Annotated in this window: 16 protein-coding genes and 1 riboswitch; of the genes, 12 read left to right on the top strand and 4 right to left on the bottom strand. The window is 38.5% G+C overall.

The genetic code is table 11. The features are described from left to right. The first annotated feature begins 7 nt into the window (after positions 1-7). Both OSH00_RS06340 and OSH00_RS06335 read left to right on the top strand, forming a co-directional pair. A complete protein-coding gene (locus OSH00_RS06340; RefSeq protein ID WP_266129720.1) occupies positions 8-418 on the top strand; it encodes a nuclear transport factor 2 family protein in 411 nt (136 codons plus the stop codon). Between the two features lie 75 nt (positions 419-493). Continuing rightward, a complete protein-coding gene (locus OSH00_RS06335) occupies positions 494-1,579 on the top strand; it encodes a YheT family hydrolase (RefSeq protein ID WP_266129719.1) in 1,086 nt (361 codons plus the stop codon). A gap of 505 nt (positions 1,580-2,084) precedes the next feature. Here the strand turns inward: OSH00_RS06335 and OSH00_RS06330 are convergent. After that, on the bottom strand, positions 2,085-2,549 hold the full coding sequence (locus OSH00_RS06330) for an internalin (RefSeq protein ID WP_266129718.1): 465 nt from the start codon (positions 2,547-2,549) through the stop codon (positions 2,085-2,087). Between the two features lie 229 nt (positions 2,550-2,778). Here OSH00_RS06330 and OSH00_RS06325 point away from each other — a divergent pair, with 229 nt between their 5' ends. The 10 genes from OSH00_RS06325 to OSH00_RS06280 all read left to right on the top strand — a co-directional run bounded on the left by OSH00_RS06325 (position 2,779) and on the right by OSH00_RS06280 (position 13,469). Further along, on the top strand, positions 2,779-4,419 hold the full coding sequence (locus OSH00_RS06325) for a CTP synthase (protein WP_266129717.1): 1,641 nt from the start codon (positions 2,779-2,781) through the stop codon (positions 4,417-4,419). Between the two features lie 25 nt (positions 4,420-4,444). Further along, positions 4,445-5,302: a 3-deoxy-8-phosphooctulonate synthase gene (gene kdsA, locus OSH00_RS06320; RefSeq protein ID WP_004830563.1), complete on the top strand. Its 858-nt coding sequence runs from the start codon at positions 4,445-4,447 to the stop codon at positions 5,300-5,302. 45 nt (positions 5,303-5,347) lie between these two features. Further along, positions 5,348-6,637, top strand: a complete 1,290-nt coding sequence (gene eno, locus OSH00_RS06315; RefSeq protein WP_266129716.1) for a phosphopyruvate hydratase — start codon at positions 5,348-5,350, stop codon at positions 6,635-6,637. Between the two features lie 10 nt (positions 6,638-6,647). After that, entirely contained in the window at positions 6,648-7,034 is a 387-nt protein-coding gene (ftsB, locus tag OSH00_RS06310) for a cell division protein FtsB (RefSeq protein WP_196076781.1), read from the top strand. Beyond that, on the top strand, positions 6,997-7,722 hold the full coding sequence (gene ispD / locus OSH00_RS06305) for a 2-C-methyl-D-erythritol 4-phosphate cytidylyltransferase (protein ID WP_266129715.1): 726 nt from the start codon (positions 6,997-6,999) through the stop codon (positions 7,720-7,722). Before ftsB ends, ispD begins: the two co-directional genes overlap by 38 nt. Before the next feature lie 101 nt (positions 7,723-7,823). After that, a complete protein-coding gene (gene rodA / locus OSH00_RS06300) occupies positions 7,824-8,960 on the top strand; it encodes a rod shape-determining protein RodA (protein WP_266129714.1) in 1,137 nt (378 codons plus the stop codon). A 392-nt stretch (positions 8,961-9,352) separates the two neighbouring features. Then, entirely contained in the window at positions 9,353-10,621 is a 1,269-nt protein-coding gene (locus OSH00_RS06295) for a D-amino acid dehydrogenase (protein ID WP_266129713.1), read from the top strand. Between the two features lie 20 nt (positions 10,622-10,641). After that, a complete protein-coding gene (locus OSH00_RS06290) occupies positions 10,642-11,298 on the top strand; it encodes an Imm19 family immunity protein (protein WP_266129712.1) in 657 nt (218 codons plus the stop codon). 106 nt (positions 11,299-11,404) lie between these two features. Next, on the top strand, positions 11,405-11,893 hold the full coding sequence (locus OSH00_RS06285) for a hypothetical protein (RefSeq protein ID WP_266129711.1): 489 nt from the start codon (positions 11,405-11,407) through the stop codon (positions 11,891-11,893). A gap of 72 nt (positions 11,894-11,965) precedes the next feature. Beyond that, a riboswitch (glycine riboswitch) is annotated at positions 11,966-12,054 on the top strand. 170 nt (positions 12,055-12,224) lie between these two features. Then, a complete protein-coding gene (locus OSH00_RS06280) occupies positions 12,225-13,469 on the top strand; it encodes a D-amino acid dehydrogenase (RefSeq protein ID WP_266129710.1) in 1,245 nt (414 codons plus the stop codon). Positions 13,470-13,598: 129 nt separating this feature from the next. Here OSH00_RS06280 and nfsB read toward each other — a convergent pair whose 3' ends face one another. From nfsB to OSH00_RS06265, 3 genes are all read right to left on the bottom strand, one after another. After that, complete coding sequence (gene nfsB / locus OSH00_RS06275; RefSeq protein WP_266129709.1) at positions 13,599-14,252, bottom strand: oxygen-insensitive NAD(P)H nitroreductase; 654 nt, start codon at positions 14,250-14,252, stop codon at positions 13,599-13,601. A gap of 281 nt (positions 14,253-14,533) precedes the next feature. Further along, positions 14,534-15,253 (bottom strand): UDP-2,3-diacylglucosamine diphosphatase, encoded by a 720-nt coding sequence (locus OSH00_RS06270; RefSeq protein WP_266129708.1) that lies wholly within the window; start codon positions 15,251-15,253, stop codon positions 14,534-14,536. Between the two features lie 91 nt (positions 15,254-15,344). Further along, entirely contained in the window at positions 15,345-15,854 is a 510-nt protein-coding gene (locus tag OSH00_RS06265) for a peptidylprolyl isomerase (RefSeq protein WP_004830577.1), read from the bottom strand. Positions 15,855-15,897 lie beyond the last annotated feature (43 nt).

The following is a 15,897-nucleotide window of genomic DNA, read 5'->3' as shown; positions in this document are numbered from 1 at the left end:
TGAAAAAATGAGTTTTACACAAACCAAATCGGCAATTCAAAAATGGCATCATATGCTTGCAAGTGGTGATATGAATATACTAAATGAATTACTTGCGGACGAAGTGGTATTTCGCTCACCTGTGGCTTATCACCCTTATGAAGGAAAGCAAGTTGTTTATTTTATTCTAAGCAATGTCATCCAGATTTTTGAGAATTTTACTTATCATCGAGAGTTTTATACAGACGATGAACAAAGTGTCGTTTTGGAGTTTTCAGCCAATGTTGGTGAGAAAAGGTTAAAAGGGATTGATATGATTCGTTTTAATGAGGATGGGAAAATTATAGATTTTGAAGTGATGATTCGACCAAAAAGTGGATTGGAGGCTTTGGCTGCTCAAATGGGGCAACGTATGGCTGCATTTATCCCGCAAGCGTAATAGTATAAATAAATCGAGGGGGCTTGACTCCCTTATTTTCAATGTGATTGTCATCAATAAAAGTTGAGGTGGAAAATGTCTGTACTGCATAAGTTTACTGAGATTACCCAAGGTTTGTTGGATCAAGTGACAGGTGCTGAACAGCCAAAGCTGTATTTTAACCAGCATGGAAAAATGTCTGAAATCTTAGAGAAGCTACCTCAATTACAAGATAAGTATCGTCCAACACCGTGGCTAACCAATACGCATGCGCATCTTTTATATTTTGATTTAATCAAAAAGAAGACTGTTAAGCTGCAATATGATCGAATTGATCAAATCACCATGCAAGATGGTGGTATAACTGCCATTGCATGGTATGGTTATGATTTGCCTAAAGATACGCCAACTATCGTCATCATGCATACCATTACTGGAACGCCAGAGAGCATGCGTGAATTGGTTAAAGATTTACATGAGTATACAGGTTGGCGAATTGCACTCTGTTTACGCCGTGGGCATGCAGGTTTACCTATGCCTGTGCCTTTAATGTCAATTTTTGGTTCAACATCTGATTTAAAAGAGCAATTGGCGTATATACAGGATTTATTTCCACTGAGTGATTTGTATGCAGTGGGTTCATCAGCGGGTACAGGATTATTGGTACGTTATCTGGGTGAGCAAGGTCTAGACACACCTTTTAAAGCAGCATTTGCAATGTGTCCGGGATACGATACTGAAATTGGGTTTGAAAATGTACATCCTTTTTATACCAAGGTGATGACCAAAAAACTGTTTAAAGCATTTATCACGCCTTATACACAAACATGGACACCAGTACATTCAGTACAAAATGTATTGAAAACAAAAACCTTACAAGAGTTTCAGAGTGAATATTTTGAAATGGCGGGTTTTTCAGATTATGACAGTTATTCAAAAGCCACCAATCCGATCTATGTTTTTGAAAATGTCAAAATTCCATTGATGATTTTGAATGCAGAAGATGATCCTGTGTGTTCAATTAAAAACTTGGAACCCTATAAAGAAACCATTCAGAATATGGAGAATGTGGTAGTGGTGACAACCAAAAAGGGCAGTCATTGCGGTTTCTATGAGGGCTTGAATACCAAATCTTGGGCTTCACGTTTAATGGCAGACTTTTTAAAACAGTATTCAGTATAGTCAATCTGTTGAAAAAACCATACTGTAAAATATCTTTTCTCTTAATCACTAAAATGAATGCGATCAATATATTGTTTGATGATGTAAAGCTTGCAATGCCATGCTTTACATCTAAAGTTTAAATCGTTTTGTGCAGGCGATGACTCACTTTTCAGAGATGAAAAGTGACAAGAGTCTTTCGTTTAACAGGGTTCTTGCACTGCAAACAAAGCAGTGCTTTGTTTATGCTCATATACCCCCGCTCAACATGGCGACATCTATGTCAACTCACGATAGCACCATATATGATTCAAAAGGATAAAATAAATGAATCATCAAAATCTCATAAAAGCATAAGGTTCATTGGATATCAATGATATATCAAAATTGCTTGTATGAATAATTAGGTGGTTTTACCATATCTTAATATTATATTTGCTATGAAAATTATAAGTATCAAAAAACCAGTCATGAATGACTGGTTTTTTCGGGTTAAAACATTATTTCTGTGCAGAAAAGTGGTGTTTTAGTTTTTCAGTGCAGGTGTAGCCGCAGCAATTGCAGCTGCAACTGCATCATCTTCAGATTGTGCAGTGCCAGCACTTGCTTTTGGTGCAGTCTGAGTCTTTGGTGCTGTTTGAACGGTTTCATTTTTTACTGCTTCTGCTTTTGCTGGTTTAGCTTCTGTTGCAGCAGGTTTATTTTCAGTTGCCTGTGTTGTTGCAAGCGCTTCATGTGTTGGTTCACGGCGAATTTCTGTAGTTGTATTCGCTGTTTCAGTGCGTTCAACTTCAACATGTGCAGGAATTTCGGCTTGTTGAGTATTTTGTTCAGCACTTGGCAAGCTTTCGAACTGAGCTGGTTCAGATGTTGCTGTTTGAGCAGTTTCAACTTTCTCTTGCTCAGTCTCTTTCGGCTCTTCTTTTTTTACACAAGCAGATACAAGTAGTGCTGTCGCAATTGCGCCACAAATTAAAAATTTCTTATTCATAATTACTCAAAACAAAACAGATTAGAGAGATGTTACCTAGTATAACAGTAAAATGATATTTAAAAATCATCTTCTCAAGTGCTAATTTTTTATTGGAAATGCTGATAGAATAGCCAATTGTTTATTGTTCTATGAATTGATGTGAATTGACTTTGCTTTCTTGGTACAAGGTAAAGTAAAATCGCACAACATTGTAGGCCAATTTAGGCTCCATTGTACGAGAAACTTGATGACCCATTTTATATTCGTAACTGGTGGTGTTGTATCATCACTAGGTAAAGGTATTTCAGCTGCTTCAGTTGCTGCACTTTTAGAAGCCCGTGGTTTAAAAGTAACCATGGTCAAAATGGATCCATACATTAATGTCGATCCTGGGACGATGAGCCCATTCCAGCACGGTGAAGTATTTGTCACAGAAGATGGTGCTGAAACTGATTTAGATTTGGGTTATTACGAACGTTTCTTACGTCGTGCCAAAATGACCAAATTGAATAACTTTACTTCTGGTCGTGTATATCAAGATGTTTTAAATAAAGAACGTCGTGGTGATTATCTTGGTGGTACAGTCCAAGTTATTCCTCATATTACGGATAATATTAAAGAACGTGTACTTCGTGCAGGCGAAGGTTATGACGTTGCTATCGTTGAAATCGGTGGTACGGTTGGTGATATTGAATCTCTCCCATTCATGGAATCTGTACGTCAGTTAATGGTTGAACTTGGTCATAAGCGTACCATGTTGATGCATTTGACTTTATTACCTTATATCAAGTCCGCTGCTGAACTTAAAACCAAACCAACTCAACACTCAGTTAAAGAGTTATTGTCAATTGGTATCCAACCTGACATTTTGATTTGCCGTACTGAGCATGATGTTGATGCGGATACTACGCGTAAAATTGCACTGTTTACCAACGTTGAAGCGCGCGCGGTTGTGGTATGTAAAGATGCACGTTCGATTTATCAAATCCCACGTACATTCTATGAGCAAAATGTTGATGATTTAATCTGTGAACGTTTTGGTTATATCAATTTGCCAGAAGCAGATCTTTCTGATTGGGATCACGTTGTAGAAGCTTTGCTTAATCCTGAATATACCATCCGTGTTGCCATGGTGGGTAAATATGTTGAATTGCCAGATGCTTATAAATCTGTCAATGAGGCACTTTTACATGCAGGTATTCAAAATCGCGTTAAAGTTCAGATTGATTATATCAATGCAGAAGAACTGGAAAGCCAGAACCCTGCTGAAATCTTAAAAGATGCCGATGCAATCTTGGTGCCTGGTGGTTTTGGTGAGCGTGGTACTGAAGGCAAAATGCAAGCTATTCAATATGCACGTGAAAACAAAGTACCATTCTTGGGTATTTGTTTAGGTATGCAATTGGCTGTGATTGAATTTGCACGCCATGTGGCAGGTATGCCAGAAGCGACATCTACAGAATTTAATCGTTCAACAAAATTCCCATTGATTGGTTTAATTACGGAATGGTTGGATGAGCGAGGTGAAATTCAGCATCGTAGCACTGAGTCAAATCTTGGTGGAACCATGCGTTTGGGTGCGCAGACATCAGAGTTAGTGGAAGGTACGAAAACTCGTGAAGTTTATGCAAAAGCAGAAATTACCGAGCGCCATCGCCACCGTTATGAAATGAATGATCGTTTTATTCCTGCCATTGAACAAGCGGGCATGAAAATTTCAGGTTATTCAACTGCGCAGCATCTCGTTGAAACAGTAGAAATTCCTGACCATCCTTGGTTTATTGCTGTACAATTCCATCCAGAATTTACAAGTTCGCCACGTGATGGGCATCCATTATTTGCTAGTTTTATTGACGCTGCAAAAAAGCAGCACCAAAACAGTAAGTAAGTGTAAAACAAACTAGGAAGTTTAAATGTCACAATTAAAACCACAAGAAATTGTACGTTTAGGCGATATACAAATGGCAAATCACTTGCCATTTGTACTATTCGGCGGAATGAACGTACTTGAGTCTAAAGACTTGGCTTTTGAAATTGCAGAGACTTATGTCGATATTTGTACACGCTTAAATATCCCCTATGTATTTAAAGCCAGTTTCGATAAAGCCAATCGCTCAAGTTTACATTCATTTCGTGGTCCGGGTTTGGAAAAGGGAATTGAATGGTTAGCCGACATTAAAAAGCATTTTAATGTGCCGATTATTACGGATGTTCATGAACCTTACCAGGCTGCACCTGTCGCTGAAGTGGCAGACATCATTCAGCTTCCTGCATTTTTAAGCCGTCAGACTGATTTGGTTGAAGCAATGGCAAAAACACAAGCCATTATCAATATCAAAAAAGCACAGTTCCTTTCTCCGCGTGAAATGAGCCATATCCTGAATAAGTGTCTAGAAGCAGGTAATGATAAGCTCATCCTGTGTGAGCGCGGTACATCATTTGGCTACAACAACTTGGTTGTTGACATGCTTGGTTTTGATACCATGAAAGAAATGAATGTTCCAGTATTTTTTGATGTTACCCATGCTTTACAAACACCAGGCGGTCGAGCAGATTCAGCGGGCGGACGCCGTGCGCAGATTACTACTTTAGCGCGTGCAGGTATGGCAACAGGATTGGCTGGATTGTTCTTGGAAGCACATCCTGACCCTGAAAAAGCAAAATGTGATGGACCTTGTGCATTGCGGATGTCTCAACTTGAGCCATTCTTAGCACAATTAAAAGAATTGGATACCTTAGTTAAAGGTTTCAAAAAGTTAGATACTCATTGATGCCCTTAAAAAGCATCTTATTTTTAATCAACTGAGGAATTATTCATGAGCCAAATCGTTGACATTCGTGCACGTGAAATTTTGGACTCTCGTGGTAACCCAACCATCGAAGCAGACGTAATCCTAGACTCTGGCGTTGTTGGCCGTGCATGTGCACCATCTGGTGCTTCAACTGGTTCTCGTGAAGCTTTGGAACTTCGTGACGGTGACAAATCACGTTACTTAGGTAAAGGTGTTCGCACTGCAGTTCAAAACGTAAATGGTCAAATCAAAGACTTATTAAAAGGTCAAAACGTATTTGAACAAAAAGCGCTTGATGACAAAATGATTGCGCTTGATGGTACTGAAAATAAAGAAAAATTAGGTGCAAATGCAACTTTGGCTGTATCTTTGGCTGCTGCACGTGCTGCTGCAACTGAGAAAAAAACAGAATTGTTCCAATACATTGCAGATTTACGTGGTCAAACAACGTTGAGCATGCCTGTTCCGATGATGAATATCTTGAATGGCGGTGCTCACGCAGATAACACTGTTGATATCCAAGAGTTCATGATTGAGCCTGTAGGTTTCACTTCATTTGCTGAATCTTTACGTGCTGGTGCAGAAATTTTCCATGCGTTGAAATCTGTTTTGAAAAAGCAAGGTTTAAACACTGCTGTGGGCGATGAAGGTGGTTTTGCACCAAACCTGCGTTCAAATGAAGAAGCGATTACAGTCATCCTTTCTGCCATTGAAACAACGGGCTATAAAGCAGGTTCTGACATCATGTTGGCGCTTGACTGTGCATCTTCTGAATTCTACAAGAATGGTCAGTATGTGCTTGCGGGTGAAGGCAATAAAGCATTTACAAGCAACCAATTTGCTGATTATTTAGCAGGTCTTGTAAAGCAATATCCAATTATCTCAATCGAAGATGGTTTGGATGAGTCTGATTGGGAAGGCTGGAGCTACTTGACGTCTATCCTTGGTGATAAAATCCAATTGGTTGGTGATGATTTATTCGTAACCAATCCGAAAATCTTACAACGCGGTATTGATGAGAAAGTAGGTAACTCAATCTTAATCAAATACAACCAAATTGGTACTCTGTCAGAAACTCTGGATGCAATTTATCTTGCTAAAGCCAATGGCTATAGCACAGTCATTTCACATCGTTCAGGTGAAACTGAAGACTCTACGATTGCTGACTTGGCTGTAGGTACTGCTGCCGGTCAAATCAAGACAGGTTCACTTTGCCGTTCTGACCGTGTTGCAAAATATAACCAATTACTTCGTATTGAAGAGTTGACTCATGCAGCTTATCGCGGTAAAGCTGAATTCAAAGGTCTGAATTAATCTCTTTGAAATGTTAGAAGTCTTTAAAACAACTTCAAGTAAAGTGATTGCAGTACTGGCGATTTTAATCGTTGCAGTATTGCAATATCGCTTCTGGTTTGGTGAGGGAGGTCATTTTCCTCACCAGGCTTTAGTGCAGCAAATTGAACAGCAAGCTGAAGTCAATGCTGATCTAAAAGAACGTAACCGTATCCTTGCTGCTGAAGTGTATGATTTGAAAAATGGTTCTGAAGCCATAGAAGAGCATGCACGTTTAGACCTCGGTCTAGTGAAGCCACATGAAACATTTGTACAAATGAGTACCATCAGTACCCATTACAAGCAGATTTATACAGATCCAAATGCAGACTTAAGAACCAATGAAGACGAAAACGAACCTGTGCCAGACCAACCGTAAAATTTGGGCAATTGTTCCTGCTGCTGGCTCAGGTCGTCGTTTTTCAAAAACACAACTCAAGCAATATCAAATAATTCAAAATAAAACAGTCTTAGAGCATACAATTGACCGTTTAAATGCGTTGCCACTTGCAGGTTATGTGCTTGCAATTGGTGAGCAAGACCATTATGCCCAAACCCTGGCTCTAAAAAATAAACATTTAAGTCATTTTTGTTTGGGTGGCAACGAGCGTGTTGACTCTGTATTAAATGCTTTAATGTATTTAGAACAGTTTGCGCAGGCGGATGATTTTGTATTTGTACATGATGCTGCACGTCCATGTGTGACACAGGAGTGTCTTGTTGATCTATTCAATACAGCAATCCATTCGAATAGCAATGCGATTCTTGCGATTCCAGTAAGAGATACTTTAAAGTTTGTTGATCAGCAACAAAAAATTGTCAAAACAGTGAGCCGTGATCAATTATGGCAAGCACAAACACCTCAAATATCCACATTTTCAATCTTAAAAACTGCCATTGAAAAAGCACTGGAAGATGGGGTCTTGATTACAGATGAGGCGAGTGCTTTAGAACACAGTAATCAGATTGTCAAAGTCGTGATGGGGCGTTCAGATAATATTAAAATTACCTATCCTGACGATTTGGAGTTGGCAAAGTTAATTTTACAGTCACAACAATCGCATTAAAAAGCTGCGAAATTAAAAATAATTCTTAAAGGATAGATGTTCTCCTTGAATATTTATCTCTATAATTTGGCTAGATTAAGCTAGGTTTAAGATTTGCATTTATGACACCCTCGCCCCAGTATAAGTTTTTACGTCAGTCCGTTCGAGATGGTTTAAGTATTAATCAGAAAATGTCGCGGTGGGATAGATTGCACCTAGATCCTTGGCTATTGAGCTTATTATTAATCAATATGGTTCTTGGTCTATTAATGGTCTATAGTGCTTCTTCTGAAGATATGACCATGGTGGTTCGCCAAGCTGTCAGTTTTAGTGTGGGCTTTGTTTTGCTGTTTGTATGTGCACAAATCCCTCCAAAAGTTTATCAAGCGATTAGTCCGTGGTTTTATCTGTTTGCTATTTTTTTACTGATTTTGGTGTTGTTGATTGGTGATGTACGCTTAGGTGCAAAACGTTGGCTAACCATCCCTGGAATTGGCAGCATGCAGCCCAGTGAATTTATGAAATTTGCCATGCCATTGATGATGGCATGGTATTTTGCACGTAATCCCTTGCCTCCGAAATTTAAACATATCGTGGTGGCTCTAATCATTATGGTGGTGCCATTTGGGCTGGCACTGCTACAGCCTGACTTAGCTATTGGTATTGTCATTGGTGGGGTCTTTGCCTTATTTCTCAGTGGCATGTCATGGACTTTAATCATCGGTACTTTGGCTGCTTTAGCAATGGCTTTTCCGTTGATTTGGACATTTGTGCTGCAAGCCTATCAAAAGAAAAGAATCATGACTTTATTTGATCCTGAGTCAGATGCGTTGGGCGCAGGATGGAATATTATCCAGTCTAAAATTGCAATTGGTTCAGGAGGAATGACGGGTCGCGGATTCTTAGAAGGCACACAATCTCAGTTGGGTTACTTACCAGAACACCATACCGATTTTATCATGTCGACTTATGCAGAAGAATTTGGTTTTATTGGGGTATTTTTCTTATTTGCATTGTATACCGCAATGATTTTTAGATGCATGATCATCAGTTTAAACAGTTTCCATAATTATGGGCGCCTTTTGGCTGGAACAATTGGTCTATCATTGTTTTTCTATGTTTTTGTGAACTCAGGAATGGTGAGTGGTATCTTACCTGTCACAGGTGATCCATTGCCATTAATGAGTTATGGTGGATCGGCTGTGATCGCATTGCTGGCAAGTTTTGGAATCGTGATGTCCATTCATACCCATCGATAAATACCTGGGTTGGATCGATTCTACAAAACTCTCTGAATCGTCATAGATGAAGAGCGTTTTTTATTGTGTTGCGGTCAGCAATCATGTTTGAGATTCAATAATCCTTAACACAGTTAATCAATTGCAGAAACAATAGCTCCAAAAACAAGTACTGCCTCACACAGTTGAGTATGATGGTTCCTTTGAGCATATTTGATTAAAAAATTTTATTCAACTGATGTTGATCAAATATAAAAAACGATAATTCAGTAGTATATGTGATCTTAATCGCTCAATGTGAATTGTATATTGCCAAATTCTGTCTAAGTGCTACATTAAAAGAGTGACAAAATAGCGTATAACACATCACGATTGATTATAAGACGATAGATTCGTATAAGGTTCGGTTCAGTATGCATATCATCATTATGGGCGCAGGTGTTATCGGAACAACATCGGCTTATTATTTAAAACAAGCGGGTCATGAGGTGACAGTCATTGACCGACAACCCAATGTAGCACTAGAAACTAGTTTCGCCAATGCTGGGCAGATTTCACCAGGATACGCATCACCTTGGGCTGCTCCCGGCATTCCTTTAAAAGCATTTAAATGGATGTTTCAACCACATTCCCCCCTTGCCATTAAACTGACGGGAGATATGTATCAGTATCAATGGATGGTTCGTATGTTGGCTGAATGTAATATCAATCGCTATCAAATCAATAAAGAGCGAATGGTGCGAATTTCAGAATATAGCCGTGATTGTTTGGATGAGCTGCGTGCGGAAACGAAAATTCATTTTGATGAGCGTCAGTTGGGAACCTTGCAACTTTTTCGTAAACAACAACAGTTGGATGTTGCTGGCAAAGATACAGAAGTCTTAAAGCATGAAGGTGTGCCATTTGAATTATTGGATAAAGCCGGCGTAATCAAAGCTGAACCCGCTTTGGCACATGCTACGGTAGACTTTGTCGGTGGGTTACGTTTACCCAACGATCAGACTGGTGACTGTCAAAAGTTTACGACAGAGTTGGCTGAACTTGCTGCACAGCAAGGTGTGAATTTTCTTTTCAACACTGTAATCGAAAAAATTGAAAAAGATTCTGATCGGATTGCTGCCATTCAATTTAAGGATGGCAGTACATTGAAAGGTGATGTCTATGTGATGGCCTTGGGCAGTTACAGTCATGAAATGTTAAAACAGTTGGATATTGATGCGCCTGTATATCCATTAAAAGGCTATTCGATCACCACCAAGATCATTGATCCTGCATTATCACCAATTTCCACGATCTTAGATGAATCTTATAAGATTGCTTTAACCCGTTTTGATGATCGTATTCGAGTGGGAGGAATGGCCGAAATTAATGGTTTTGACCGCTCTTTAAAATCAAGCCGAGAAGATACTTTATTGATGGTACTTCAGCAATTATTCCCTAACGCCAGTGATATTACAGATGCCCATTTCTGGACGGGACTAAGACCTGCAACTCCTGATGGGACGCCGATTGTCGGTAAAACCAAGTATCAAAACTTATATACAAATACTGGACATGGCACATTAGGTTGGACCATGTCCTGTGGTTCGGCAAAATTGCTTTCCGATATTATTTCAGGAACGACACCACAAATTGAATATGACGATTTAAACATGTTTCGATATGATGCAGTAAATAATTAATTACATTTAAGCAAGAATCAATGAGTCAACATATTTTGGAAAATGAAATTAGATTCAGCAATGACCATTTTTGGCACTGGTTTATTGCATTATTACGTGGTTTTGATGAAGAAAAAGAATTGAATTTGGATGAAGCGATTGAGGAAATGACAGGCTTAGACCTTTACTCTCGAGAGATTAAAGAATGGTACATGTCATTTTTACCTGAATATACAGATCAAGCAAAGCGGAATTATCATTTAGCAATCCGTTCTAAGCTCTACGTTGATATTCAGTTTACACCAGAGGAAATTCGTTATTATCTCAATGATTTATATATCGGTAATATTGGAGGGCATTTTGAAGCATGGTTTTTTAGCTTGAAAGAGTTTCAGCGCTTGCAATTGACAGATCTACATTTCCTATTGTTGTTGCCAATGTTGGCTGTTGAGCAAAACCAGTCAACAGTTGTTACAGCACTGATTGCAAAACGGTTATCGAATATAAAATCTTTTCAAGGACATGAAGATTATATTGCAAGCTGTTTAGTGAATGGTTTAGTCCTGCAACAGGATTTTTATCTTGATGAATCAGTTGGAGTATGTAATCACCAAAATCACAGTATACGCAATATTGAGCAGTGTACTCATGCCGTTGAACATATTCAAAAGTTAAATGAACTATTAAATACAATCTAGGATTAAATTTTAGATTACAGTGGATTAACTTTGCAGCCAAATCATGGCTAAAGTGAAATAGGATCAAATGTAATCATCAAATTTGATTAAAACTATCGAGTAGAAAATGAATGCGTTAAAAGTTTTACGTTTTGCTGTAGATGGTATTGCTGTAATCGCAAATACTCAGAATGGTCAGATTAAACATTTATTAGATGATTTTGCAGCTTATGCCTATGAATCAGAATTTGAAAGAATTATGTATTTTTCCGCGACTGATTTATATGTAGCGTTAGAACTAGACGCGTTACATATACAATTGCTGGTCAACTCGTGGACAGGTAAGACTTATACACAATGTAATATGAGTGTCGAACTTAGTGAAGCATTGGTTTCAGAAAGTGGTGTCGCATTGATTTTAACTGAACAAGATGTTGACGAATCCATTTGGCTGGAGCACTTATATGCTGAAAATATGGCTGAATTAAATGAGGCATTAACTAAAATTGAGCAAGCAGCACAATTAAAACAAAAAAGCATTCAAGCTTATATTTTAAGATTCTTGACGGATGAGGATAAACAGCAATTTTTAGCTGAGTTTGGTAAGTCAGAATAATTTTTACTATTGATTACCGCAAAAGTGTATCTATTTTATTTAAAATGGCATATACATTGCTATATAAAAGGAAAGATGATTGCAGGAGAGAAGTCTCTTGTAGATTCGCCGAAGGAGCAACGACCCCGGAAACTCTCAGGCAAAAGGACTGTAATTATCGTAAACCTCTGGAGAGAAGTCATTCTATTGAAAACAAAAAGAAATGACTCACCGAAGGGGAAGGTAAGATCTAAATAGTTTAGGTTTTTATCGAAGCTCTCAGGTACACATGACAGATGGGGCATACATTGACAATGTAATGAAAAGAATTGCATTTCAAAGGAGTGTGTGTATGTGTCATGTGGTTATTATTGGTTCGGGTATTACAGGTGTAACCTCAGCTTACGAACTTGCTCAATTAGGGTATCAAGTTACTGTTATTGATAAACATCTATTTCCTGCTATGGAAACGTCTTTTGCCAATGGTGGACAATTATCTGCATGTAATGCCGAAGTATGGAATCAAAAATCAACCGTACTCAAGGGCATCAAATGGATGGCAAAAAAAGATGCACCGTTGTTGCTGAATCCTTCCTTTGACCTACATAAATATGCTTGGTTGGTGGAATTCCTCGGTAATATCAAGCACTATAAAGCCAATACCCAAGACACAGTCAGAATGGCACTTTTAGCGCGTCAAAGGCTGTTTAGCATTGCAGAGCAAGAAGGTATTGATTTTGATTTAGAAAAACGTGGAATTTTACATTTCTACCATTCTGAATATGATTATAAAGTTGCAACAAGTGTCAATGCACTGTTATGCAAAGGCGGCTTAGAGCGTCATGCAGTAACCAATGAGGAAATTAAGGCTATAGAACCAAGTTTAACTGGCGAATATTACGGTGGTTTTTATTGTCCAGGTGATGCAACTGGAGATATTCATAAGTTCACAACAGGGCTGGCGAAAGCAACTGAAAAGTATGGCGTAAAATATTTATTTGGAATGGAAGTAGTTAATGTAGAGCACACGTCCAAAGGGATAAATATTCAATACCATCCGAGTGTAGAAAATATGGAAGGACATTCGGCGACTATCGAGCAGTTAAGCGCTGATGCCGTAGTCATTTGTGGTGGTGTAGGAAGCTATAAGTTGGCCAATCAGTTAGGTGATCGAGTAAATGTTTATCCTGTAAAAGGGTATTCCATCACGGTCCAGCTCAATGATGAACAAAGTATCAATGGTGCACCATGGGTCAGCTTGCTCGATGAAAGTGCAAAAATTGTAACGTCTCGTTTAGGTGCGAATCGTCTACGGATCGCAGGCACAGCTGAATTTAATGGCTATAACCGTGATATTCGTTCTGACCGTATCCAGCCTTTAACGGATTGGGTCAATAAAAACTTTGATATATCAACGGAGCATTGTGTGCCATGGGCAGGTTTACGTCCAATGATGCCCAATATGATGCCTGTGGTAAAACGAGGTAAACGTGAACGTGTATTCTATAACACAGGACATGGACATTTAGGTTGGACCTTATCTGCTGCAACTGCCGTGATGATCAGTCAGGAGGTTGCAAGTTCACATCCGATCTAGCTTTGGGCCATGTTGTAGATACAAATGAATTAAATGTAAATGGCATTTTCTGGGTGATATGATCTGAATGTCAAAGTAAGAGGGGGATATGCCCCTCTTAATCTTTATTGTCTAATCAACATTTCAGACTTAAAGACGAGTAATGATATCTTTCTGAGCAAGACGAGATTTGGGTAATTTGGCGTTGAAATCGACATCACTGCGATAACCAAGCGTCATAATAACAGAAGGAATTAAGTTCTTTTCAACTAGACCAAGTTCCTCTGTTAAAATTGCTTCGTCAAAACCACCAATGGGAGTAGCATCTATTCCTTCAATTCCTGCGGCTAAAAGCATTTGCCCAAGCGCAATAAAGGTTTGATTTTCTGACCAACGTTGAATATCACCTTTTTCGTTGCGATAATAACAAATATACCCATTGCGTCCATCATTTTGATCTTGTTTGGCTTGTTCGTCTTTAAAGCGTCCACTCAGATCGTCTTGTCGAAGTAAATTTTCAAGATGCTGTTCAGTGATGTCTGCTTGGGTGCAGAATACGATTGTATGTGATGAATCCAACACTTTGGGCGCGTTATAGGCATATTTGCCGATAAGGGCTTTTGCGATGCGTTGTTTTGCCGCATCATGATCTGCGATAAAGAAATGCCATGGCTGAATATTGAGTGAGGATGGAGTTAACCGCAAAATTTCAACTAAACGCTCAAATTGTGCTTGTGGTATTTTTTTTGAAGTGTCATAAGCTTTAGTGGTATAACGTATTTTTGCTACAGTCAATAAATCCATAGGGGGGGGCTCATATATCGTAAACTATCGATATACTATATACTCAAACATACTATAAGGAATCTTAAAATCGTAAATAAATATGAAAATCATGAGTGAATTGAAATATTTGTATAAATTTTAACTGAATTTTCTATTTCATCTTCAGATTTTAAAGATTTTATTTAAACCCGTGTAATGAATGGTGCGCAGGTAAATGGTGTTGTATCTAAATGATGCTGCTATACAAGCCTGAAAATAAATAGTATCCATTTCTGCATGCGATCTGTGTGATCAAGTTGTTATTGAATTACCCATTGAATCAATCGCCATTCCGCATTTTCATTGACTTCCAAAAGCATTGCTTCAGAAGTTTTTTCTCGCCAATCACCAAGAACAATTCGAGGTTTATTCTTTACATCATGAATTGCTGGACGATGGGTATGTCCATGAATCAAGACATCTGAATTTTCTAAAGCCTGTTCTACAGCCTTAGGATTGACATCCATGATTTCGTAAGATTTGTTTTGTTGTGATTCGCGGCTTTGTTTACGAAAACCATGGGCAAGTTTCTGCCTAAAGCTGAGAGGCGTAGTTTTTAAGATTTTCAATACCAGAGGATGACGGATGACTTTCTTAAATCTTTGATAAGCAACATCATCAGTACACAATGCATCGCCATGTTCAAGACGGAACTGCGTTTGCGCAATTTTAAAATGATAAATTTCAGGAAGTAACTGGCCGTTAAACTGATCCAAAAACGCTTGACCTAAAGCAAAATCACGATTGCCAACTTGAAAGTAAATTTGATTACCTGCTTGGTTAAACGCTTGTAAATGTTGAACAACTTCATTGAGCCAAGGCGCAGTATAATCATCGCCGATCCAAGCATTAAACCAATCGCCAAGAATAAACAATTGAGTGTTTTGCGTTTTATAATGATCCAATAAAGCAAAAAACCCTCGAACCAGTCGAGGGTGTTCTGGTGACAAATGTAAATCAGCGATAAACAGATAGGTCACTTTTTTTCCTATAAAATTATCCTACTCTCAGCATTTTATGACGGGATGCAGTGCTGTTCTTTAATCAAAGTATAAAAGTAGGATTTATTTATTATTCAGCAATGATTTTTGCAGATTCGATCACTACATTTTCAAGCGGAACGTCAGCGTGGTAACCACGGTTGCCTGTACGAACACCTTTAATCGCTTCAACAACATCCATACCTTCAGTCACTTTACCAAATACTGCATAACCCCAGCCTTGTGCAGTTTTACCTGTATGGTTAAGGAAAGAGTTATTTTTTACGTTGATAAAGAATTGTGCAGAAGCAGAGTGGGGTGCTTGTGTACGTGCCATTGCAATCGTACCTTCGTCATTGCTCAAACCGTTGTCAGCTTCATTTTCAATTGAATCACGGGTTGTTTTTTCTTTAAAGTTTTCATCCATGCCACCGCCTTGGATCATAAAACCGTCAATAACACGATGGAAGATTACGCCATCATAAAAACCATCACGAACATATTCTAAAAAGTTAGCAACAGTTTTTGGTGCTTTTTCAGAGTTAAGTTCAAGAACAATACGTCCTTTGTTGGTGTTTAATTCGACTTGAGGAAAACTCATTCTATAATCTCCTAATCATGACGAAAAATGTCATGGGTTTTTG

This window comes from Acinetobacter nematophilus (assembly GCF_026344175.1).
GTDB classification, from domain to species: Bacteria; Pseudomonadota; Gammaproteobacteria; order Pseudomonadales; family Moraxellaceae; genus Acinetobacter; species Acinetobacter nematophilus.
The sequence above is the reverse complement of the archived record's forward strand: the minus strand, read 5'-3'. Positions and strand labels throughout refer to the sequence as shown.

Excerpts from the sequence above, each read along its gene's own strand:
- ftsB (WP_196076781.1), top strand. The coding sequence starts at position 6,648 with ATGTTAGAAGTCTTTAAAACAACTTCAAGTAAAGTGATTGCAGTACTG.
- OSH00_RS06335 (WP_266129719.1), top strand. The coding sequence starts at position 494 with ATGTCTGTACTGCATAAGTTTACTGAGATTACCCAAGGTTTGTTGGAT.
- OSH00_RS06285 (WP_266129711.1), top strand. The coding sequence starts at position 11,405 with ATGAATGCGTTAAAAGTTTTACGTTTTGCTGTAGATGGTATTGCTGTA.
- ispD (WP_266129715.1), top strand. The coding sequence starts at position 6,997 with ATGAAGACGAAAACGAACCTGTGCCAGACCAACCGTAAAATTTGGGCA.
- OSH00_RS06280 (WP_266129710.1), top strand. The coding sequence starts at position 12,225 with ATGTGTCATGTGGTTATTATTGGTTCGGGTATTACAGGTGTAACCTCA.
- OSH00_RS06340 (WP_266129720.1), top strand. The coding sequence starts at position 8 with ATGAGTTTTACACAAACCAAATCGGCAATTCAAAAATGGCATCATATG.
- OSH00_RS06330 (WP_266129718.1), bottom strand. The coding sequence starts at position 2,549 with ATGAATAAGAAATTTTTAATTTGTGGCGCAATTGCGACAGCACTACTT.
- OSH00_RS06295 (WP_266129713.1), top strand. The coding sequence starts at position 9,353 with ATGCATATCATCATTATGGGCGCAGGTGTTATCGGAACAACATCGGCT.
- OSH00_RS06290 (WP_266129712.1), top strand. The coding sequence starts at position 10,642 with ATGAGTCAACATATTTTGGAAAATGAAATTAGATTCAGCAATGACCAT.
- OSH00_RS06325 (WP_266129717.1), top strand. The coding sequence starts at position 2,779 with ATGACCCATTTTATATTCGTAACTGGTGGTGTTGTATCATCACTAGGT.
- rodA (WP_266129714.1), top strand. The coding sequence starts at position 7,824 with ATGACACCCTCGCCCCAGTATAAGTTTTTACGTCAGTCCGTTCGAGAT.
- nfsB (WP_266129709.1), bottom strand. The coding sequence starts at position 14,252 with ATGGATTTATTGACTGTAGCAAAAATACGTTATACCACTAAAGCTTAT.
- OSH00_RS06265 (WP_004830577.1), bottom strand. The coding sequence starts at position 15,854 with ATGAGTTTTCCTCAAGTCGAATTAAACACCAACAAAGGACGTATTGTT.
- kdsA (WP_004830563.1), top strand. The coding sequence starts at position 4,445 with ATGTCACAATTAAAACCACAAGAAATTGTACGTTTAGGCGATATACAA.
- eno (WP_266129716.1), top strand. The coding sequence starts at position 5,348 with ATGAGCCAAATCGTTGACATTCGTGCACGTGAAATTTTGGACTCTCGT.